At 70.2% G+C, this 22,079-nt stretch carries 17 protein-coding genes; 8 read left to right on the top strand and 9 right to left on the bottom strand.

Features of this window, described 5'->3' with window-relative positions; genetic code table 11:
* Positions 1-139 precede the first annotated feature (139 nt).
* From VIL67_RS13160 to VIL67_RS13150, 3 genes are all read left to right on the top strand, one after another.
* Positions 140-670 (top strand): OmpA family protein, encoded by a 531-nt coding sequence (locus tag VIL67_RS13160; RefSeq protein WP_332049472.1) that lies wholly within the window; start codon positions 140-142, stop codon positions 668-670.
* 132 nt (positions 671-802) lie between these two features.
* On the top strand, positions 803-1,003 hold the full coding sequence (locus tag VIL67_RS13155; RefSeq protein WP_332049355.1) for a hypothetical protein: 201 nt from the start codon (positions 803-805) through the stop codon (positions 1,001-1,003).
* A 105-nt stretch (positions 1,004-1,108) separates the two neighbouring features.
* Positions 1,109-2,017 (top strand): class I SAM-dependent methyltransferase, encoded by a 909-nt coding sequence (locus tag VIL67_RS13150; protein ID WP_332049354.1) that lies wholly within the window; start codon positions 1,109-1,111, stop codon positions 2,015-2,017.
* A 4-nt stretch (positions 2,018-2,021) separates the two neighbouring features.
* Here VIL67_RS13150 and VIL67_RS13145 read toward each other — a convergent pair whose 3' ends face one another.
* Positions 2,022-2,939, bottom strand: a complete 918-nt coding sequence (locus VIL67_RS13145) for a hypothetical protein (protein WP_332049353.1) — start codon at positions 2,937-2,939, stop codon at positions 2,022-2,024.
* 181 nt (positions 2,940-3,120) lie between these two features.
* On the opposite strand from VIL67_RS13145, the gene VIL67_RS13140 reads away from it, so the two are divergent.
* Complete coding sequence (locus VIL67_RS13140) at positions 3,121-5,928, top strand: ATP-dependent DNA helicase (RefSeq protein ID WP_332049352.1); 2,808 nt, start codon at positions 3,121-3,123, stop codon at positions 5,926-5,928.
* A 32-nt stretch (positions 5,929-5,960) separates the two neighbouring features.
* Positions 5,961-6,707 carry a prephenate dehydrogenase gene (locus VIL67_RS13135; RefSeq protein ID WP_332049351.1) on the top strand — a complete coding sequence of 249 codons (747 nt, stop codon included), beginning with the start codon at positions 5,961-5,963 and terminating at the stop codon, positions 6,705-6,707.
* Here the strand turns inward: VIL67_RS13135 and hisC are convergent.
* The 6 genes from hisC to VIL67_RS13105 form a co-directional block, all read right to left on the bottom strand.
* Positions 6,694-7,824: a histidinol-phosphate transaminase gene (gene hisC / locus VIL67_RS13130; protein WP_332049350.1), complete on the bottom strand. Its 1,131-nt coding sequence runs from the start codon at positions 7,822-7,824 to the stop codon at positions 6,694-6,696. The two genes, VIL67_RS13135 and hisC, sit on opposite strands and share 14 nt — an antisense overlap.
* Positions 7,825-7,875: 51 nt before the next feature.
* Entirely contained in the window at positions 7,876-8,682 is an 807-nt protein-coding gene (locus VIL67_RS13125) for a chorismate mutase (RefSeq protein ID WP_332049349.1), read from the bottom strand.
* Positions 8,683-8,777: 95 nt separating this feature from the next.
* Entirely contained in the window at positions 8,778-9,881 is a 1,104-nt protein-coding gene (locus VIL67_RS13120) for a response regulator (protein ID WP_332049348.1), read from the bottom strand.
* Between the two features lie 159 nt (positions 9,882-10,040).
* A complete protein-coding gene (locus VIL67_RS13115) occupies positions 10,041-12,527 on the bottom strand; it encodes a TonB-dependent receptor (RefSeq protein WP_332049347.1) in 2,487 nt (828 codons plus the stop codon).
* 357 nt (positions 12,528-12,884) lie between these two features.
* Complete coding sequence (locus VIL67_RS13110; protein WP_332049346.1) at positions 12,885-15,737, bottom strand: TonB-dependent receptor; 2,853 nt, start codon at positions 15,735-15,737, stop codon at positions 12,885-12,887.
* A gap of 276 nt (positions 15,738-16,013) precedes the next feature.
* A complete protein-coding gene (locus tag VIL67_RS13105; protein ID WP_332049345.1) occupies positions 16,014-18,557 on the bottom strand; it encodes a TonB-dependent receptor in 2,544 nt (847 codons plus the stop codon).
* A gap of 329 nt (positions 18,558-18,886) precedes the next feature.
* Here VIL67_RS13105 and queC point away from each other — a divergent pair, with 329 nt between their 5' ends.
* The 3 genes from queC to queD are packed head-to-tail and all read left to right on the top strand — an operon-like array spanning position 18,887 to position 20,670.
* A complete protein-coding gene (gene queC, locus VIL67_RS13100; protein WP_332049344.1) occupies positions 18,887-19,633 on the top strand; it encodes a 7-cyano-7-deazaguanine synthase QueC in 747 nt (248 codons plus the stop codon).
* Positions 19,630-20,262 carry a 7-carboxy-7-deazaguanine synthase gene (gene queE / locus VIL67_RS13095; RefSeq protein ID WP_332049343.1) on the top strand — a complete coding sequence of 211 codons (633 nt, stop codon included), beginning with the start codon at positions 19,630-19,632 and terminating at the stop codon, positions 20,260-20,262. The genes queC and queE overlap by 4 nt, the downstream gene beginning before the upstream one ends.
* Positions 20,263-20,295: 33 nt before the next feature.
* A complete protein-coding gene (queD, locus tag VIL67_RS13090) occupies positions 20,296-20,670 on the top strand; it encodes a 6-carboxytetrahydropterin synthase QueD (protein WP_332049342.1) in 375 nt (124 codons plus the stop codon).
* Here the strand turns inward: queD and VIL67_RS13085 are convergent.
* Positions 20,667-20,876 carry a hypothetical protein gene (locus VIL67_RS13085; protein WP_332049341.1) on the bottom strand — a complete coding sequence of 70 codons (210 nt, stop codon included), beginning with the start codon at positions 20,874-20,876 and terminating at the stop codon, positions 20,667-20,669. The genes queD and VIL67_RS13085 overlap by 4 nt on opposite strands.
* A gap of 59 nt (positions 20,877-20,935) precedes the next feature.
* Positions 20,936-22,060, bottom strand: a complete 1,125-nt coding sequence (gene aroC / locus VIL67_RS13080; RefSeq protein WP_332049340.1) for a chorismate synthase — start codon at positions 22,058-22,060, stop codon at positions 20,936-20,938.
* Between the last annotated feature and the right edge of the window lie 19 nt (positions 22,061-22,079).

Genomic DNA, 22,079 nt, shown 5'->3' with positions numbered 1-22,079 from the left:
CCGTCACGGTCAAGCTGCCTCTTTCAAGCCACGCTCGCGTCATCACCCCGCCACCTCGGCTGTCCCACCTTGGCAGCGGCGTGAGAGCCCGGGTGGGGGCCCGGAGAGAGAGGACGCGAAGTTGAAGAACAAGATCAGGATGGTGGCGGTGACCGGCGTGGTGCTCGCGGCGGGTCTCGCGACGACCGGCTGCGCCAGCCACAAGTTCGTCCGCGAACAGGTGGCGGTGGTCGACACCCGGGTGACCCAGGTCGAGGGCACGGCGGGCGAGGCGCTGGCGCGGGCCAACGCCGCCCACAAGCTGGCGGAGGGCAAGTTCCTCTACCAGGTGGTGCTGTCGGACGACTCGGTGAAGTTCCCCGTCGACCGCCACGCGCTGTCGCCCGAGGCTCAGGCGCGCCTCGACGAACTCGCCCAACGGCTGATGTCCGAGAACCGCAACGTCTACCTGGAGATCCAGGGCCACACCGACGCCAGCGGGCCCGAGGCCTACAACGACCAGCTCGGCGAGGCCCGCGCCGAGGCGGTGCGCAAGTACCTCAGCCAGAAGGGCGTCGCGCTGAACCGCATGGCGACCATCTCCTACGGCGAGGAAGCGCCGGTGGCGCCGAACGACTCCACCGAAGGGCGCTCGCAGAACCGCCGCGTCGCGATCGTGGTGCTGAGCTAGGCCGGGCGGCGGCGGTCCGGGCTTCCGGGCCGCCGCCTCCGTTCCTGTGGATTCCGCCGTCCGTTAACTTCCCGGAAGGCGCGACTCAGGGCTCTTAAGCCCTTGGAGGGGCGCTGGAAAACGAGACGAGCCATGCCTGACGCCACTTACGTCGCTTTCGTCCCGACCAAGCACCGGGACGAGCTCCGGAAGATCCTCCAGACGGAGGACACCGGCCCGCTCGCCTGGCGCGAGCGCCGCAGCCTGTTCGGCAGCGAGTTCTACTTCTCCGGCCCGCCGGTGCTCGCCCGCAAGGCGCAGGCTTACGTGGCCGAATGGGTGCTGGCCCACTAGGCCTCCCGCTTCGTCCTGCAGCGCCGTCCGGGCGCGGAAAAAGGATCGACGCGTGGGCGGCCGCAGCCTAGCGTCCGCGCCGCTGGCAGGGGGAGGATCCACGTCATGGCCGCAGAGGCGCTCGCCGCGACGGTAGCCGCGCGCGCTGCAGGTCCAGGTGCGTGCGCCGTCTGCGACGGCCCGCTGCAGCCCTACCGCCATGACTGGCTCTACCGCTGCGGCCGCTGCCACACCCTGCGCGGCCTCCTCGAGATCGACATCCCCGAGACCCCCGACGAGGGCCGGATCGACGAGGCCGCGCGGGAGGCGGGACTCGCCACGCTTCGCGAGCGCAACAACGCGGTCCTGCTTGACGCCATCGCCGCCTTGCATCCCCCCGGACGGCGGCTGCTCGACGTCGGGTCGGGGCCAGGCTTCCTCCTGCGCCAGGCGGCCGCCCGCGGCTTCCACGCCGAGGGGGTGGAGCCCGACGCCAATGTGCTCGCCGCCTGCCGCGCCGACGGACTGGTCGTGCGCCAAGGCTACTTCCCGGACGCGCTGGCGCCGGGCGCGAGGTACGACGTCATCGTCTTCAACGACGTGCTGGAGCATGTGCCGGACGTCGCTGCGGCCCTGCAGGCCAGCTGGCGCAGCCTCGCGCCTGGGGGGATCCTCTGCCTGAACTGCCCCGACCGCCGGGGCCTGTTCTTCCGCACCGCAGCCGCCCTCGACCGCCTGGGCCTCGCCGGCCCCTACGATCGCCTATGGCAGCGCGGGCTGCCGTCGCCGCACGTCTGGTACTTCACCCTCGACGGCCTCGCGGCCGCCGGCCGCCGCGCCGGCTTCGAGCCGCTTCGCGAGGTCCGGCTGGACACCGTGGAGCTCGGCGGCCTCTGGCGGCGCATCCGCTATGTGAAGGGCGGTTCTCTGCTCGTCGGCCTGGCCGCGTGGATCTTCGCCGCCGCCACGCTCCCGCTGTCCCGTCTCCTGCCGGCCGACTCCGCCGCCTGCCTGCTCCGCAAGCCCGCGGGCTAACCGCTCAGGTCTGCCACAGCGCGATCACCCCGCGAACCGCGAGGCCGTCGAAGAGCCGCTGCACGTCCCCGGCGTTCGCCCGCAGCACCGCGCGCCATGCGCGTCCGGCGAGCATCTCCTCGGTGACCATGAAGCCGCTCGGCGTCCGCGCCACCACGCCCTCACGCGTCAGCCGCAGGAGCTGTCGACGGGTGGTCTCGGGCGGCAGGCGCAGCCGGCGCGACAGCTCGGCTGGCCGCACCGGCCGGCGCACGCCCGGCCTGAGCAGGCCCTCCGCCGTCAGCCCCGGGCGCTCCGTGCCGCCGGCCGCCGCGCCCAGCAGCGCCAGGGCCGCCACCCGGTCGCCGGCGATGCGCACGACGCCGGCGGCCACCCGCAGCAGGTAGTCGCTCACCAGTCGCGCAGCGCCGCGCATCAGCCCCTCGCCCTCGAGCGGGAAGGCCGGCTCCGGCAATGGCCGCAGCACGCCCAGCGCCTGCAGCTCGTGGTGGAAGCTCCGCAACCGCCCGTAGACCTGCATGACGGAGGCCAGGTAGGCCGGAGACGAGAGGAACGCCGCCGGGACGATCACGCCGCCGGCCTCGAGCTCGCAGGCGCCACGCGCCCTTAGCCGATGAATGTGGCGGCGCGCCGTCTCGAACGGCAGGCCCAGCGAGTCGGCGATGGCGCTGATGCTCACGGGCCGCCGCTCGGTGTCTGGGGCGGGCGAGGCGAGGTCGCCGTAGCGGCGGCGCGCCGCCGGGTCCCGGGTCAAGGGCAGGATGTTCGCCTGGTTGATCGCCATCACCAGTAGGGCGTCGGCGCTGTCGAGGTCTGCGATGCCCACCGCCGCCACATCGACCAGGAAGTCGAGCGACAAGTCGCCGATGACCCGCTCGCGCAGGATGGCCGCCAGCTGTGGAGAGACATAGGACACTCGCAAGCAGTAGGCGGATTTCCCGAACCGCGACAATGCCCCGCCGGCCCCAATCCGGGTGTTCCTCGCCCGTGGAGCGAGCGCACGGGGCGCGCTGCGCCTGTTGCGTGTGGGGCTGGCGCGACATGGCCGCTCATGGCCCCGGGGTTCACTTTCCGTTCCAGGCCGACTCCAGTAAGGTCCGGCGGTGACCGCACTTCCCGCTAGCCTCGACCTCGCGCCCGCTCTGGTGGTGCTCCCCGGCGCCAGGGCCGCCGTGGCCGACGCCGCGGGGGCGCGTCTGCTGCGCGCGCCTGAAGCTCGCGACCTGCTGGAAGCCGCCCCCGTGCTGGTCGCCCACGCGGCCATGACAGCGCGCCGCCTTGGTATGAACCCGCCGCCTCGTTCGGTGCGCATCTTCGACGCGCTCGAGCTCTTCGCCTTCGTGCGTCCCGCGCGGTTCTGCGCCCCCTCGGCCGCCGGCCTCGCGCAGGCGCTCGGACTTCCGGAACCCAAGGGCGTCCAGGCCCAGGCCTGCACCCTCGCCGAGGCCTGCCGCCTCCTGCTCGCCGAACTCGCGGCTGCGCCCGAGCCCTCTCGGGAGGAGGCGCTGGCGCTGGCCGAGACCCTGGGCCGCGGCGGCTGGGCCTGGGGCCAGGCCACCGTCGCCGCGCTGCGCACCGCGCCCGTGGGCAACATGTTCCGGTCGTCCGGGCTCGACGTCTGGGCCCGCATGATCGAGTGGGAGGCGGAAGCGCCGCCCGGCGAGGCCGGCTCCAAGCCCATCGCCGCCGAGCACGCGGCCCAGCGGCTGAAGGAGCTGCTGCATCGCTCCGGCCTGGACGAGGCGCGGCCCGCCCAGGCCGAGTTCGCGGCCGAAGCCGCCTTCGCCTTCTCGCCCCGCGAGCGGGAGGGGGAGCCGCGGATGATGCTCGCGGAGGCCGGCACCGGCACCGGCAAGACGCTCGCCTACCTCGCCCCGGCCTCGCTTTGGGCCGAGGGCAACGGGCCGTCGGTCTGGGTCTCCACCTATACCCGCGCCCTGCAGCGGCAGATCGAGCGGGAGAGCGCCTCGGTGTTCCCCGACCCCAAGGTCCGCGCCAAGAAGGCGGTGGTCCGCAAGGGCCGCGAGAACTACCTCTGCCTGCTGAACTTCCAGGACCACGCCAATCAGGCCCAGCTCGGCGGCGCGGACCTCGTGGGCATGGGCCTGGCGGCGCGCTGGGCCCGCGCCACCCGCGACGGCGACATGACCGGCGGCGACTTCCCGGCCTGGCTGCCCACCCTGTTCGCCGTCTCGCCCGCCGCCCAGGCCAGCGCCGCCAACCTCGTGGATCGGCGCGGCGAGTGCATCCACGCCGGCTGCCAGCACTACCGCACCTGCTTCGTGGAAAAGGCGATCCGCGGTTCGCGCCGCGCCGACATCGTCATCGCCAACCACGCCCTGGTGATGACCCAGGCCGCCTTCGACGGCGCCCGCGCCGCGCGCGGCTCCAAGGCCGACGGCGAGACCACCCAGCTCAAGCGCATCGTCTTCGACGAGGGCCACCACCTGTTCGACGCCGCCGACAGCGCCTTCTCCGCCGCCCTGTCGGGCGCCGAGAGCGCCGAGATGCGCCGCTGGATCCGCGGCCCCGAAGGCCGTGGCCGCCGCGGCCGCGGCCTCGAAGCCCGCCTGCTCGACGTCCTCGGCGACAGGGACGACGCCAAAGCCACGCTGGTCGCCGCAACCCACGCCGCCGCCGCCCTTCCCGGCGAGGGATGGTCGGGCCGCATCGCCCCGCCGAACGGCGAGGTGAACCCCATCGGGCCGATCGAGCAGTTCCTGGTCGCCGTGCTCGAACAGCTGCGCGCCCGCGCGGCTCCGTCGGAAGTGGGCATGGAATGCGCCGCCCGCCCGGCGCTCGACCTCGTGCGCGACACCGCCCGCGAGGCCGCCGCCGCCCTGGCGCGCATCGAGGCGCCGCTGCTGGCGCTCGCCCGCGCTCTGGAAGATGTGCTGGACGAAGAAGCCGCCACCCTGGGGCCCGCCGAACGCGCCCGCATCGAAGGCGCGCTGCGCGGCCTCGACCGCCGCGCCCGGATGACCCTGCCGGCTTGGCGCTCCATGCTCCAGGCCATCGACGAGGACGCCGAGGACGACCCCGACTTCGTCGACTGGTTCGACGCCACCTTTCTCTACGGGCGCGTGGTGGACGCGGCCTGCCGCCGCCACTGGGTGGATCCTACCGAGCCGCTGACCAACGCCGTGATCGCGCCGGCGCACGGGGTGCTGGTCACCTCGGCGACGCTCGCCGACCAGACGCTGGACGATCCGTTCGCGCTCGCCGAGATGCGCACCGGCGCGGCGCGCCTGCCGGACCGCCCGAAGACTCTGCGCCTGCCCTCACCCTTCGACTACGCCGCCCAGGCGCGCTGCTTCGTGGTCACAGATGTGGCCAAGGATGATCCGCGGCAGATCGCGGCCGCCATGCGCGAGCTGTTCCTCGCCGCCGGCGGCGGCGGCCTTGGTCTGTTCACGGCGATCCGCCGGCTGAAGGCGGTCCACGAGCGGATCGCGGCTCCGCTCGCGGACAAGGGCCTGGCGCTCTACGCCCAGCACGTGGATCCGCTGGAGGTCGGCGCCTTGGTGGACATCTTCCGGGCCGAGGAGGACGCCTGCCTGCTCGGCACCGACGCCGTCCGCGACGGCGTCGACGTCCCGGGACGCTCCCTGCGCCTGCTGGTCTTCGACCGGGTGCCTTGGCCCAGGCCCGACCTGCTGCACAAGGCGCGCCGGGTCCGCTTCGGGGGCAAGGGCTATGACGACGCCATCGCGCGCGGCCGCATCGCCCAGGCCTTCGGCCGCCTGATCCGCCGCGCCGACGACCGCGGCGTCTTCGTGATGCTCGACGCGTCCTCGCCTACCCGGCTGTTCTCCGCCCTGCCCGAGGGGGTCGAACTGCAGCGTGTCAGCCTGGTGGAGGCCATCGAGAAGACCGCCGAGTTCCTGCAAACCCAGACGGCCGCCGGCTAGCGCCCGTGTCGCCCCCCGGCTACTGAGCGGCCATGAAGCGCTTGGGACTCATCGGCTTCGGGCAGTTCGGCCAGCTCGCGGCCGGAATCCTGAAGGACCATTTCGACGTCCTGGTCAGCGACCCGGCGCCCGATGCGCCCGGCCGCGCCCGGGCGCTGGGCGTCGGCTTCGGGGCGGTGGAGGACGCCGCGGCCCGCGATGTCGTGGTGGTCGCGGCGCCGGTGCCGGCCATGCGCAGCGTCTTCGCGGCCATCGCCCCGCATGTGCGGCCGGGCGCCCTGGTCCTGGACGTGGGGTCGGTGAAGATGCTGCCGGCGCAGTGGATGCGCGAGCTGCTGCCCGAGCATGTGGACCTCGTCGCCACACACCCGCTCTTCGGTCCCCAGAGCGTGGCCCGCGATGGCCTGCCCGGGCTGCGGTTCGTGGTCTGCCCGATCCGCGGCGATCGGCACGAGAAGGTCGCCGCCTTCGGGCGCGAGCTGGGCCTTGCCGTCACCGTCACCACCCCCGAAGAGCACGACGAGGAGATGGCCTATGTCCAGGCCCTCACCCACCTCATCGGCCGCAGCCTGGTGAACCTCGGCATCCCCGACGAGCGGCTGGCGACCCAGTCCTACCAGCACCTGCTGGAGCTCTGCGGCCTAATCGGCGCCGACACCTTCGAGCTCTTCACCGCCATCCAGACGCAGAACCCCTACGCCCCAAAGGTGGTGAGGGCTTTCGTCGATCAGGCGCAGGACCTGCTGGCGCAGGTGGAGAAGGCGCCTAGGCCTTCATGAACTGGGCCAGGGCGTCGACGACGGCGCGGTTGTGCTCTTCCAGGCCGATGGTCACCCGCACGTGGCCCGGCAGGCCGTAGTTGCCCACGCCACGCACCAGCAGGCCGCGCGAGGCCAGGAAGGCCTCGGCTTCCTTGGCGGTCTTGCCGGGCGCGGTGGGGAAGCCGATCAGCAGGAAGTTGGCGGCCGACGGCAGGACCACCTCGAGTCCGAGCCCGCCGAACTGCTGGGCAAGCCACGGCCGCCACTGTTCCACATGGGCGATGGAGCGATCCTGGAAGTCCTGGTCCGCGAGCGCCGCGATGGCGGCGGCCTGGCCGGGGATCGAGATGTTGAACGGCAGCCGGATCCGGTCCATCGCCGCGATGATCTCGGCGGGCGCGTAGCCCCAGCCTACGCGCAGCGCCGCAAGGCCATGGAGCTTTGAGAAGGTGTGGGTGACGACCACGTTCTCGGCCGAGCGGGCCAGGTCGAGACCGTCGTCGAAGGTCGGATCCTTGCAGAACTCGCCATAGGCGCCGTCCAGCACCAGGACCACCGAGGGCGGCAGCGCCGCGTGCAGCCGCTCGATCTCGGAGAACGGGATCCAGGTGCCGGTCGGGTTGGCCGGGTTCGCGATGAAGACGAGGCGGGTGCGGTCGTCCACGCACTTCAGCACCTCGTCCACGTCGATCGTGTAGTTGGGCTCGCGGGCGCGTCGCACTTCAGCCTGACAGGCGTAGGCGCCGATGGCGTAGGCGGCGAAGCCGTACTCGCCCTGCACGATGTTGTCGCCCGGCTCCAGGAAGACCGAGTTCAGCAGCTGGAAGACCTCGTCCGACCCCTGGCCGAAGATCAGCCGCTCGGGCTCGAGACGGAAATGCTCGGCGACCGCCGCGCGCAGAAGGCTGGTGCGGCTGTCCGGGTACATGTGCAGCTGGTCGGCGGCGCCCGCGTAGGCCTCCCGCGCCTTCGGGCTGCAGCCCAGGATGTTCTCGTTGGCCGAAAGCTTGATCGGGTTCTCGACGCCCTCGGCCTTCGCCTTGCCGGGCACATAGGCGTGGATGTCCATGATGCCGGGCTTGGGGAGCGGGCGCGCGGCGCGGGCGCGGTCGTTCAGCGGGGCGTCGTCGGACATGGGACCGTAGAGGATCAGCCAAGGGCCTGCCGGCCCGGGAAGCGTCGCCTCTTACACGTCCAGGGGCGCGGGCGCAGCCCCGATGACGCCGGAAAGCCGGCCGGGCGCACGCGCCAGGCGCGGGTCGTCGGCCTGGTAGAAGCCGGCCAGCATGAACAGCTTCAGGCCGCCCGTCTCCACCAGGAGGGTTGCGGCGGCGCCGTCGCGGCTGAGGGCCTCCTCGACAGCCGCAGCGCTCTGCGGCGCGTCGGTGACCCAGAAGGTGACGTCGTCGCCGGTGGGCTCGACCTCCACCTCGCCGAACGACAGGGCCGACATGGGACCCCAGGCCGCCAGGCAGGGCAGGGCGGCGAACACCCGCAGCTTCGGCTCCGCCAGCAGCCGGCCCCACCAGGCGGTGTCGGGGGCGAGCGCGGCGACGCCCACACCGCCGGGCGTCTTCGCTGCGGCGATGGCCTCCTCCGGCTTGGCGACCTGGCGCAGCGGCGGGGCCGAGCCGAACCGCAGGCGGGCGAGCTCCACGGCGCGGGCCGGGTCGCGGCCGCCCCAGACGGCGAGGTGGAAGGGGCCCTGCAGCTTCAGGGACTCGCCGATCATCTCGCGCCACACCCGAACCACCAGGGCGGCGCTCGCGCCGCTGCGCGGTTGGGCCAGGAGGCGACGGAGGAGGTGGGCCTCGCGGCCGGGCTTCAGGCCGAAGCGGCCGGCCTCGCCCGCCGCCGCCTTGGCGGCCGCCACGGCCTTGGCCAGGCTGGCCCGCTCGTCGAGCAGCTTCAGCAGCTCGGCGTCGATGGCGTCGATCCGGGTGCGGACTTCCTCCAGCGACGGTGGTGCGGACTTGGCGCCGGTCTCGGCCATATTCTCCCCCGGAAACCCGAGGTGGCGACCTAGGTCATTGCGCCGGCGGGCGCAATAGGCCGGTTCGACGCAAGAAAGTTGCAGGCGTTACGAGCTTAGGCGGCGCGGGCGTCGCCGGCCTCGAGCGCCAGGGTGAGGGCTGCGCGCAGGTGCTCGGCCTTCATCGGCTTTTCGATGACGCTCAGCATCCCCGCCTGCAGGTAGCCGCGCGCCTCGTCGGGGTCGGCGTTGGCCGTCAGGGCGATGATCGGGGTGACCCCGGCCCGGCCCGGCAGCGCCCGGATCTCGCGCGTGGCGGTGACCCCATCCATGCCGGGCATCCGGATGTCCATCAGGATCAGGTCGAACCGCGCCGAGCGGGCCGCCTCCACCGCCTGGAAGCCGTCCTCGGCGGTTTCGGTGGTGCAGTTGAACATCTCGCAGAGCGCCTGGGCGACCACCCGGTTCGTGGCGTTGTCGTCGACGATCAGGATGTGGGCCGAGCGGCCCGGCTCGGCGACCGGGGTCGCGGGCGTGTCGGCCGCCACGGGGAGCGTGAGCTCGAAGGTGGTGGTCTGGGCGGCGCCCGGGCCGCTCTGGTCGCGGACGAGGCCGTCCAGGCCTGCGACGATGCGGCGGGCCAGCATGACGTCGAGCGCCACCCCCAGCCCAAGCCGGTCGGCCACAGCGCGAACGCGGACGGCCTCGTCCGATTGGGGGGGAGCCGGGCTGCGGGCGCCGCGGACGCAGCCCTCGAGGCGCGCAGCGCCCGCCAGGACGCTGACCTTCAGGCTGGCTTCCACCGCGGCTCGGGCCGAGCCCGCCACAGCCTCGGCCAGAAAGCCGTCGAACACCTGCAGCAGCCGCTCGCGGTCGGCGAGCACCGTCGCCTCCGGCTCGCCGGCGTATGAGACCAGCAGGGTGACCTCGCACTGCCGGGCGCGCGCGCTCCAGCGATCCTGCAGCGCATCCATCAGTTCGCGCAGCCGGAGCGGGGCCGGCTTCAGGACCAGCCCGTCGGCGGTCACCGCCTTCAGATCGAGCGCGCTGTCCAGCGTGCGGCGCACGCCCGCGGCGGCCTCCGCCACGCCGAGCACGCAGGCCTGGGCGTCCGCCGTCAGCCGCTGGCGCGACAGCTGGTCGGCCAGCGCCAGGACATCGTCCATCTGCTGGCGGATCTCCGCGCTGACGCGGTCGAAGAAGAACGCAGGCAGGGACATGGGGGCCGTTCGAACACCGGGGAGCGCGGCCATTCTGCCGCCAAGCCTTTGCGAGGAGGTTAAGTTACCGCTCCCGTCGGGGCCGAAGCGGCGCACAAAAAGAAAGGGCGGCGGGAAAGCCCGCCGCCCAAGATGGCGCTAGGGAGGAAACGCGCCTTTCTAGAACCGGTACTGCAGCTCGACGCCGTAGGTCCTGGGCTGGATCAGGCCACGGGTGATGGCCGTCCGCGTCTGGACGAGGCCGGCTGCGCCGCCGGGATTGGGGATGTCGAAGATCGCCGTGGGCGTGGTGGAGCCGTTGGAGGTGTAGCCCCGCTGGTCGAAGGCGTTCTTCACGAAGGCGATGACGGTGTAGCGGTCGTCGCCGTCGTTCCACAGCACGCGGAAGTCGGTGACGTCGTACGCCGGCACGCGGTTCGCCGCGCTCTTGAACGGCTGGTAGTAGGTCTCGTCGGTCCAGGTGTAGGTGGCCGACAGGATCAGGTTCCCGGCGTCGAAGTTGAAGGTGTAGTTCGCATTGCCGGCGAACTTGTGCTTCGGCGACTGGTAGATCCGCGAGCCTTCCAGGGTCTGGAAGACCAGGCGGGTGCCGTTGGAAACCACGAAGCCGCCTTGCGGGGTGGCGTTCGGGTCCAGCGCGCCCGGATCGGCCGGGTCGTAGAAGCAGCAGCCCGAGGTGATCTCGGTGTGCAGGTAGCCGTAGCTGGCCGACAGGTCGAGGTTCTCGATCGGCCGCCACAGGGCTTCCAGCTCCAGGCCGTAGACCTCGGCGTCGACGTTGACGAAGTTGTTCGCCGCCGCCGTGCCCGCCGCGTTCAGCTGCGACAGGTTGAGCTGCATGTCCTTGAAGTCGTTGAAGAAGGCCGATCCGTTCAGCTGCAGGCGGCGGAACAGGGTCTTCTTCAGGCCGATCTCGTAGGCGTCCACCTGCTCCTGGTCGGCCCGCGGGTCGGGCGCCAGCGTGCCGAGCAGGAAGCCGCCCGACTTATAGCCCCGGCTGTATTTGGCGTAGACGAGGGTGTCCTCGTCCGGCGTCCAGTCGAGGTTGACGGTGCCGGTCACGGCGTCCCAGCTGTCCGACAGAGAGCGGAAGTTCTGCACGCCCGGCGTGGCCGGGTCGATGTCGGTGGACACGTCGAAGGACCGCGCGCCGCTGGCGATAGCAGGCGACAGGATCACGAGACGCTGGGTCTCGAAGCCGTCCTTCTTGTCCTTGGTGTAGCGAAGGCCGGCGGTCAGGGCGAACTGGTCGTTGAACTCATAGGTCGCCTGCCCGAAGACGGCCCAGGCCTTGGAGTCCAGGGTCGCCTGGTTGTCGGCGAAGTTCCGGCTCGGGTTCGGCGCGGCCAGGGCGCCCGCAAGCGTCAGCGGCTGGGCCAGCTGCACCTGGTTCGGGTTCGCCAGCTGGATGCGCTGCCGGTATTCCTCCTTGTACTGGTACAGGCCGAGGATCCAGCGCAGAGGACCGTCCGAGTTCGAGGTCAGGTTGATCTCGTTGGAGAAGTACCGCTTGTGCTCGTCGAAGTCGGTGGTGGTGGTCGGGAAGTAGGGGACCGCCATGCCCGGGATGGTGATCGCCGCGGTGCGGCTGGTGGCGTCGTAGTCGCCGCCGGTCTGGTAATTGTACTGCTGGAAGCCGCCGATGTACTTCAGCGTGGCGAAGCCGAGGTCATAGCTGACGTTGGTCAGCAGCACGTGGTTTCCGCGCAGCTGGCCATAGCCGTTGGTGTTGGTGTTCTGGACGTAAGGGTCCGTCACCCCCGGGTTCGGCGTGGTGTAGCCGAACTGGGCGTTGGGCACGAGCTGGCCGATGGGGCCAAAGGGCAGGGTGGTGTCGTAGGGGGTCACCAGGTTGTTCAGGCGGTCGCCGACGCCCATGGTGTCGTCCCAGCTCGAGCGGTTGTAGCGCGCGAACACCGAAAGCTTCTCGGTGGGCTCGGCCTCGACCATGAACTCGAAGTAGGTGCGCTTGATGGTGGCGCCTTCGTTCGCGCCGCCGATGTTCTTGATGAAGCCTTCGCGCTGCCAGTCCTGGCTGCCGCCGACCTTGAAGCGCAGGTTCTCGGCCACCGGCAGGGAGACGACGCCCTCGATGCGGGTGCGCTCATAGTTGCCGTAGGAGGCGCGGATCTCGCCGCCGAACTCCTGGGCCGGTCGCTTGGAAATCTGGTTGATGGCGCCGCCGATGGCGTTGCGGCCGTAGAGCGTGCCCTGCGGGCCGCGGAGGATTTCGGTCCGCTCGATGAACAGCGGCGTCTTGAACAGCTCGGACGAGGAGGCGGAGTAGAAGCCGTCCGAGTAGGAGGCCACGCCGGGGTCGTTGCCGATGTAGAAGGTGTTACGACCCGCGCCGCGCAGGCTGACCCGGTCGGTGCCCGAGTAGTTCATGCCCGGCGTGAAGTTCACGAAGTCCTGGATGCCGGTGATGCCGGCGATGTCGCGGCGCTCGGAGGTGAAGGCGGAGACGGCGACCGGCACGTCCTGCAGGGACTGTTCGCGCTTTTCGGCGGTGATCACCAGTTCTTCGAGCTCGACGCCCTGGCCGGCGGCCTCCTGGGCGAGCGCGGGTTGGGCGACGGCGCCAATCGCGAACGCGGATGCGCCCATGGCGAGCCAGCTGCGAAGCCGCAGGGTGTTCAGAGACATGCAGTCCTCCCACGACGCGCGCAGGAACCCGCGGCGCCGGTTGTTGTCGTATGCGGTGGACGGGCGCGGGGAGGCGCCCGAAGGGCGGGACCGTCTGTCGGCCAGAGCCCGCAGGTCAACTGGACGTCGATAACTTATCGCCGCTCACGTCAACTTTCAGGCGCTCGTGGCGCAAATACCGCACTTTCGAACGGGAAGAGCAAAAGTGAACGACGATCAATGAACGCCGAGCTGTTGATATTCGGCGCGGGCGCCAAATAACCCGCTTCCGCAGCGACCCGGCTCGACTGCGTTTCTACAAAGAAAAGGGGCGGCGGGTTTCCCCGCCGCCCCGGATCGCCAGGAAGTGGCCGATCTCTACCAGCGCTTGCTGATCGAGACGCCGTAGGTGCGCGGCTCCGTATAGAACACGTTCCGGAACAGGCCCGAGGAGTCGTCGGTCAGGTAGAAGTCGGTGATCGCCGTCTCGTCGGTGGCGTTCTTCACGAAGGCGCCGATCTCCAGCCCCAGGTCGGGCTGCTCGACCGTGAAGGTCAGGTTCACGTTCTCCCAGGCCCGGATGCGGTCGGCGGGGCTGTTGTAGATGCGGGCGAACGTCTTCGTCTGGCGGTAGTAGTCCCCGCGCAGCGTCGCCTGCCAGTCGCCGAGGCTCATGGTGTACTGGGCGCCCAGCGAGACGGTCCAGTGCGGCGAGTTGGGCAGCTCGTGGCCTTCGAGGTTCACCGGCACGCCCTCCGACACCAGGCCGCCGAAGGCGTTGGTGCCCGCAGCGATCGCCCCGGTCCCGTTGATGTTGGTGCCCGCGCCGGCCGCCGAAGCCAGGGTGCAGACGCCCAGCAGGTTGAACGGGTTCGGCGTGAAGCCCGGCACCTGGCCGTTGGAGATGGCCAGCGCCGTCTGAGCCGCCGCCGTCGACACCACGCAGTTGGAGGCGGCGCTGGACTTCACGAGGGTGAGGCCCGCGACGCCCTGCGTGCGGTTGAAGGTGTCGATCGAGCTGGCTTCCTTGATCTTGGTGTCGAGCCAGCCGATCTGGGCGTTGAGCCGCAGGCCTTCGATGGGTTGCCAGATGCTCTCGAACTCGAGGCCTTTGACCTCGGCGTCGATGTTCTCGTTGATCGAAGTCCGGTTGATGATCTTCGAGACCTGGTAGCCCTTGTAGTCGTAGTAGAAGCCCGTGAGGTTCAGCACCAGAGAGCCGCCCATCAGGGTGTTCTTGGTGCCGATCTCGTAGGCGTTGATGAACTCGGGCTCGAAGGTCGCCGGCACCGGCACCACGCCGATCCCCGGGCTGAACGGCGGGTTCAGGCCGCCGCCCTTATAGCCGCGGGTGTAGAAGGCGTAGATCAGGGTGTCGTCGGTGAAGCCCACGTCCGGCTGCCAGTCGAAGCCGAAGCGGCCTGTGGGCTCCTTGAACTTCACCTCCTGGCGGCCGATCGGGATCGGGCCCTGGCCCGGCACGCCCAGCGCCACCGTGTGCGCGATCACCCGCTTGTCGTCGACGGTGTAGCGAAGGCCGAGCGTCCATTTGAAGGTTTCGCTCATCTGCCAGTAGAGCTCGCCGAACGCGGCGTAGGACAGCAGCCGGTAGGGACCGTAGCTGTCATAGTAGTTGTGGCCGACGCGGGTCGGGTCGGCGTTCGGGTCGATGGAGACGCAGGGCGGGGCCCCGACGCAGTTGGCGTTGCCGGTCGCCAGAAGGTTGTTGATCTGGTAGTAGCCGGTGCCCGTGTTGAACATCACGTAGTAGTCGCCGCTCGACTTGTACTTCGTGATCATCGCGCCGACGTTGTAGTTGAACGGCCCCTCGTAATTCGACTGGAACCGCACCTCGTGGCTCCACTGCTCGGTATAGGCCGAGGAGATGTCGCTGGTGGTGAAGCGGTTGCGCGCGCCGTTCTGCGGATCGTTGATCACGCCGCCGGGGAACAGGGCGGCGTAGAGCGCCGCATAGCCGCCGGGGATGGGGGCCGCGGCGAACGCGTTCACCGGGTTCGGCGTGGTGTTGAAGGTCGTGGACGGCAGGTAGCGGTTATAGTCCTGCCGCGTGTAGAGCTTGTAATAGGTGTAGGCGCTCAGCCAGTTCATGGTGACGTTCTCGGTCACGTCGAACTCGGCGTTGAACTCGTAGATGTCGGTCTTCGACTTGTAGATCGGGTCGAACAGCGACTCGATGTTCCGGACGTCGGGATCCTGCATCTTGCCGGCATAGGCGTCGCCGGTCTGGAAGCCGCCCAGGGCGCCGAACAGGCCGCCCAGCGTCGCCTGCGAGTTCACGGTGCCCAGCGCGCTCGGATCATAAAGCGAGGTCGGCAGGCAGCCCTGGCTGAACAGCCCGCGCTGGATCTGCGCCACCGGGGGGATGCCGGAGAACGCCAGGCCGCCGATGCTGGTCGGGCCGACGTCCTTGGTGCAGAACTGCTTCCCGATCCGCGAGCGGTTGTCGTCCTCCTCGAAGTGGTCGAACAGCAGCCAGCTGCGGAAGTTGTCGCTCGGGCTGAACGACAGGGTCGCCCGCGCGCCCCACAGGTCGCGATCATCGGCGTCGTTGCCCGTGGCGAGGTTCTCGCCATAGCCGTCCCGCTTCAGGTAGTTGCCGGCCACCCGCAGGGCCAGCATGTCGCCGAGCGGCATGTTCACCATGCCGCGCAGCTTGATGGAGTTGTAGTTGCCGTACTCCGCGCGGGCCGCGGCCTCGAAGCTGTCCGTGGGCTTGGCCGTGATCAGGTTGACCACGCCGCCGGTGGCGTTACGCCCATAGAGGGTGCCCTGCGGACCGCGGAGCACTTCCACGCGCTCCATGTCGTAGAACTCGGTCTCGAACAGGTTGTTGGCGATCAGCGGCGCGTTGTTCAGGTGGATGCCGGTGCCGGCGTCCCCGGAGGCCGCCACCAGCTTCGAGCCGATGCCGCGGATCTGGAAGTTGTAGCCGGTGAAGTTCCCCTTGGAGAACTGCACGTTCGGCACCGCCAGCACGAGGTTCGGGCCGCCTTCGATGCGGGCGCGCTCCAGTGACTCCTGGTTGAAGGCCGAGACCGCGATCGGCACGTCCTGCAGCGCTTCCTCGCGCTTCTGCGCCGTGACGACGAGTTCTTCGATCACCGTGCCCCCGCCGCCGGAGGTCTGGGCAAGGGCGGGCGTCGCGGCGGCCATCGCGGCCGCGGACGCACCGCAAACGAGCACGCGACGCAAGGTCGTTGCGTAGTCCATCTGGTTTCCTCCCAACACGCTCGGGCTCTGGTGGCCCGTTCAGTGTCGCATCGCCGCTTGGGTGAACGCTGAGGAGTGCGGCGGATCCCCCGACAGCCAAGGCGAAGCAGGCGGCAGGGGGGCGAAACTGTCAACCAAACGACGTTAGGTGATCGCCGATAACTTTTGCCGTTGTGGCAAATAGGCGACCACTCCTGACGGGGCGGCAACCCGCCCGACGCAAAAGCGAAGGGCGGCAGGTCGCCCTGCCGCCCCCGAGTTTCGATCCCGCTTGCCTTAGAAGCGGTACTGCAACTCCAGGCCGTAGGTGCGCGGGAAGTTGAGGATGACTGTCCGGCGCGGCCCGACAGCGGTGGGGGAGCCCAGGGTCGAGTTCTGGTAGCCGACCTCGTCGAAGGCGTTCTTCACGTAGCCGATGACCGTGTAGCGGTCGTCGGCGTCCCGCCACAGGAGGCGGAAGTCGGCCAGTTCGAAAGCCGGCGAGGTGTAGCCCGGGTTCGCGAAGATCGTCGACTGCTGATCATCGGTCCAGGTGTAGGTCCCGCTGGCCGTCAAGCGGCCGGCCCCGAATTCCCACGTGTAGGTGGCGCCCAGCGTCACCTTGTGCTCGGGGGTGAGCGGGAGCCTGTTCCCCACCAGGGTCTGCGGCTGGCTGCCATTGGGGAGCGCAGGGCCGAAGGGCCGGGCGCCGGGCTGCTGGGCCCGCGGATCGGGCGTGTCGACGAAGCAGCAGCCTTCCGTCACCTCGGCGTGCAGGTAGGCGTAGTTCAGCATCAGCTGCAGGTTGTCGATGGGCGACCACAGCGCCTCGAGTTCGGCGCCGTAGACCTCGGCCTCCAGGTTCAGGAACCGGCTGCCGGTGATGTTGCCGAGCGCCACCGTCAGCGGGGTCTGGAAGCCCTGGTAGTCCGAATAGAAGGCCGCGGTGTTCACCTGCAGGCTGCCGCCCACGTTCTTCTTGGCGCCGATCTCGTAGGAGTCGACGTACTCGGGATCGGCGTAGGGGCTGGGCGTCAGGCCGTTCGAGCCCAGCCAGCCGCCCGACTTGTAGCCGCGGCTGTAGCGCGCATAGAGGTTGGTGTCGGCGTCGGGCTCCCATTGGACGCCGAGGGTGCCGGTGAGCGCGTCCCAGTCGCCGGACAGGTTTCGCCGCAGGCCGCCCGTCGGGTTGGGGACCAGGTCGGCGGTCAGGGGATTGGCCGCGCAGGCCGCGATGGTGAAGCCGCCGCAGACCTGGAAGGTGCTCAGGTCCAGCGACAGGCCCTGGGCTACCGCGAGGGGCACGCCGGCGGCGCGGAGGCCCTGCAGCAAAGCCGCCGACGGCACGCGAGCGACGTAGCGCGCGATGTCATAGCCGTCCTTCTGATCCTTCGTGTAGCGCAGGCCGGCGGTCAGGGTGAGCGTGGGCGCGAACTCCCAGTCGATCTGGCCGAAGGCGGCGTAGGACTTGGTCTCCAGGTGGCCGTCCACATAGAGGAAGGCGCCCCGCGGATTGGCCGGCACGGCGGCGCCGCTCAGGCTGACGGGCGCGAACATACCGGGGTCGCCCACGACCCGGATGCCCTGCGGCTGGTCGTATTCCTGGTAGTACTGGAAGGCGCCGACGATCCAGTTGAACGGCCCCTCACCACTGGAGGACAGGTTGATCTCGTTGGAGAACCAGCTCTGCCGCTCCTCGTAGAAGGTGCGCGCGTCGGTGGCGACATTGGTGGCCGTGAAGGCCGTCAGCGGCCCTGGGCCGTCGAGGTCCGGCAGGTTGATGTTCTGCGGGCCCACTCGCGGTGTGCCGTCGGAGTCAGACGAGGTGTTGTAGTCGTACTGCTGATAGCCCGCGAGGTACTTCAGCGTGCCCCACCCGAAGTCATGCGTCAGGTCGAAGTGCAGGCGGTGGTGGTTGTCCAGCGACCCGTAGGCGTCCCAGTTGGTGTTGATCGTATAGGGATCGCTCACCGCCGGGTTGGTCCCGGTGTAGCCGAGGGCGGTGTTGTAGTAGAGGGCCGAGGTGCCCGCGCCCGTGAACGAGGTGGTGTCGTAGGGCGAGATGTTGTTGTTCAGCGTGTTGCCCACGCCGTAGCTGTCGTCCCAGTCGAACTTGCTGTAGCGCAGCCGGGCGGTGGTGTTCTCGCCGAGGTCGGCCTCGACCTGGAACTCGACCATCCAGCGATCGACCTCGGCGGTGTCGCGGGCGGGGCCGATGTTGTTGATGAAGCCCTCGCCGCGCTTCTCCACGGAGCCGCCGAGCAGGAACCGCAGGTTCGGCGCGATCGGGCCGCGGATCAGGCCGTCGATGCGATAGTAGTCGTAGTTGCCGACCTGCGCCCGCACCTCGGCGTTGAAGTCCTCCGTCGGCCGCTTGGAGATCACGTTCATGGCGCCGCCGATGGAGTTGCGGCCATAGAGCGTGCCCTGCGGGCCGCGCAGGATCTCGGTGCGCTCGATGAACAGCGGCGGCGTCGAAGCGTCGGCCATCGAATTCGAGAAGATGCCGTCCGAGTAGAGGGCCACCGACGGATCGGTGCCGATGGCGTTGGTCAGGCGCCCGAAGCCCCGGATCGAGAGGCGGTCGTTGTTGGTGTAGCTGAGCGACGGCGTGATGCGGGCGAGATCCTCGACCGTATTCACGCCCAGCACGTCGCGCCGCTCGCTGGTGAAGGCCGTGACCGCCACCGGCACGTCCTGCAGCGACTGCTCCCGCTTTTCGGCTGTGACCACCAGCTCCTCGATCTCGGTCTGAGCAAGGGCAGGGCCGGCGAAGGCGGCAAGGGCCGCGGCGGACGCGCCAGCAGCGAGCGCGCTCCGCAGATGCGAAGTCTTGGACATTCTGATTTCCTCCCAGGGCGCCGGGTTCTCTGGAGGCCCGGTTTCGCCAGAAGAAGAAGCTCAGCCGAGACTTGGGTTCTGTCAACGGCTTGCGCCCCGGCGACTGATAGATGGCCGCGCCGCTGAAGCATTCGTTTGTGACTTTACGTTGCGTAAGCTTCGTAGAATCGACGGCCGGTCCGCTGCTTCTACTTTTCGAAGGATCGGTATCTCTCCGAGCTTCACCTTGCGCAGCTTGTGCAACCGGTAAGTGATTCTTGCTCAGTGGCGCGCGGAAGTCCCCCGGCGCTCCACTTCCCCCTCGGCCCTGGAGCGCGCATATGGGGCCCATGATCGACACTCCCGCCGCCCCCGGCGCGCTCGTGCTGTTCTCGGGCGGGCAGGATTCCGCCGTCTGCCTGGCCTGGGCCCTCGACCGCTTCGCGCGCGTGGAGACGGTGGGCTTCGACTACGGGCAGCGTCATGCCGTGGAGCTGGAGGCGCGCGACCGCGTCCGCGCGCGCGTGGCGGCCGAGTTTCCGGAGTGGGCCGGCCGGCTCGGCCCCGACCACAGGCTGGAGATGCGCGGCTTCGGCGGCATCGGCGAGACCGCGATGACCGGAGAGCGCGCCTTCGAAATCACCGCCAAGGGCCTGCCGTCCACCTACGTGCCGGGGCGCAACCTGGTCTTCCTGACTTACGCAGCGGCCCTGGCTGACCGGCGCGGGCTCCAGGCGCTGGTGGGCGGCATGTGCGAGACGGATTTCTCGGGGTACCCGGACTGCCGCCGCGACTCCATCGACGCGATGGAGAAGGCGCTGAACCTCGGCATGGCGCAGGACTTCCGGATCGAGACCCCGCTCATGCGCCTGACCAAGGCGCAGACCTGGGCGCTCGCCAAGGGTCTCGGCGGCGAGCCGCTGGTCGACCTCGTGCTGGAAGAGAGCCACACCTGCTACCGCGGCGACCGCGATCAGCGCCACGCCTGGGGCTACGGCTGCGGGAGCTGCCCGGCGTGCGAGCTGCGCGCCCGCGGCTGGGAGGGCTTCGTGGCCGAGGGGCGGCCGGTGCTTCGGGCGGTCGCGGTCGAGGCATGAGCTACGCCGTCAAGGAGATCTTCCTCACCCTGCAGGGGGAGGGCGGCCAGGCCGGGCGGCCGGCGGTGTTCTGCCGCTTCGCCGGCTGCAACCTGTGGAGCGGCCGCGAGCAGGACCGCGCCGCCTCCGTCTGCACCTTCTGCGACACCGACTTCGTGGGCATGGACGGGGAGGGCGGCGGCCGCTTCGCCTCGCCGGAGGACCTCGCCGACGCCGTGGAGCGGGCCTGGACCGGCGGCCCGACCGACCGGCTGGTGGTGCTGACCGGCGGCGAGCCTCTGCTGCAGGTGGACGCCGCCCTGCTGGACGCCCTGCACGCCCGCGGCTTCCAGGTGGCGCTCGAGACCAACGGCACGCTTCCGGCGCCGCCCGGCGTGGACTGGATCTGCGTCAGCCCCAAGGCCGACGCGCCGGTGGTGCAGACCCGCGGACAGGAGCTGAAGCTGGTCTACCCGCAGCCGGGCGTCGATCCGGCCCGCTTCGAGCACCTCGATTTCGAGCGTTTCCTGCTGCAGCCCATGGACGGGCCGGCGCGAGAGGCGAACACGCGGGCGGCCATCGCCTATTGCCTTGCGCACCCCCGCTGGCGTTTAAGCGTCCAGACTCACAAGTACCTCGGGATCGCCTGAGGCGTTCCGCCCGGGCCGACGACCACCTCCTCCATGACCGCACCCATCTTCGAGATCACCAAGACCGCAACCTTCGATGCGGCGCACTACATCACGGACGGGCCCGAGCACCGGCCGTACACCAACCTGCACGGCCACTCGTTCCAGGTGCAGGCGACCGTCGCCGGCCCGGCCCAGGAGCCGGTGGGCTGGGTGGCCGACTTCGCCGACCTCGACCAGTCGCTGAAGGCGGTCGCCGCCGAGCTGGACCACGGCCTGCTGAACGACAAGCCGGGGCTCGAGCGGCCGACGCTGGAGCACATCTGCCTCTATTTCGCCGAGCGGCTGAAGGCCCAGTTCCCCGGGCTGTCCCGCATCGTGGTGTCCCGCCCGACCATCGGCGAGAGCTGCGCGCTCCGGGTGAGCTAGCGCTCGTCGCGGTCCTTGTCCCCGCCGCCGGGGATCACCGCGCCCACCACCATCCCCGTGCCCTTGGCGGTGGTCTTCACCACCGCGCCCGTCACGCCGACGGCCGTGCCGACCACGGCCCCCGTGGCGGCGGCGGCCAGGCAGCCGGTCAGGCCGAGGCTGGCGAGGGTGAGGAGGGCGGCGCGGTACGCGAACTTGGCGGTCATGAGGATTCCCCGGACTTTCGCCGGCAATCTGCCCCAGGACCCGCGCCAAAAGATGGCGGTCAGCTGCGGCCTTTCGCAGCGCCCGGCTGGAAGGCCCCGCCGCCCGTCTGTCCACGGTGGCGCAGGAAGGCGTCGGCCAGGACGCAGGCGACCATGGCCTCGACCACCGGCACGGCCCGGATGCCCACGCAGGGATCGTGGCGCCCCTTGGTGCGCAGCTCGATCTCCTCGCCGGCCTCGTTCAGGGTCCGCCTCGGCGTCAGGATCGAGGACGTCGGCTTGAAGGCCACGCGCGCCGTCACCGGCTGGCCGGTGGAGATGCCGCCCAGCACCCCGCCGGCGTGGTTGGAGGTGAACAGGGGACCGTCGTTGCCCATCCGCATCTCGTCGGCGTTCTCCTCGCCGGAGAAGGCGGCCGAGGCGAAGCCGGCGCCGATCTCCACCCCCTTCGAGGCGTTGATCGACATCAGCGCGGCGGCCAGTTCGGCGTCGAGCTTGCCGTAGACCGGGGCCCCCCAGCCGGCCGGCACGCCCAGGGCTTCTACCGCCACCACGGCGCCGGTGGACGAGCCCGCTTTGCGGACCTTCTCCAGGTGCGCTTCCCAGACCGGCACGATCTGCGGGTCGGGGGCCCAGAACGGATTGTCGCCGGTCACCGAGAAGTCGATCTGCGCGGGGTCCACCGCATGCGGCCCGATCTGCACCACGGCCGCGCGGATCGTGACGCCGGGGATCACCTTGCGGGCGATGGCCCCCGCCGCCACCCGCGCCGCGGTCTCGCGGGCCGACTGCCGCCCGCCGCCGCGGTAGTCGCGCACGCCATACTTGGCGAAATAGGCGTAGTCGGCGTGCCCGGGCCGGAAGGCCTGGGCGATCTCGGAATAGTCCTTCGAACGCTGGTCGACGTTCTCGATCATCAGCGAGATCGGCGTGCCGGTGGTGACCTGGCCGCCGGTGCGATCGTCCTCGAAGACGCCGGAGAGGATGCGCACCGCATCCGGCTCCTGCCGCTGGGTGACGAACTTGCCCTGCCCGGGCCGGCGCTGGTCCAGCCAAACCTGGATCTCTTCGGCGGTCAGCGGGATCCCGGGCGGGCAGCCGTCGACGACGCAGCCCAGCGCCGGCCCGTGGCTTTCGCCCCAGGTCGTCACGCGGAACAGCTGGCCGAAGGTGTTGTGCGACATGATGGCGCCGCTTCTAGCG

Source organism: Phenylobacterium sp. (assembly GCF_036563385.1).
Taxonomy (GTDB): domain Bacteria; phylum Pseudomonadota; class Alphaproteobacteria; order Caulobacterales; family Caulobacteraceae; genus Phenylobacterium.
This window is presented reverse-complemented; position numbering and strand designations above follow the sequence as displayed.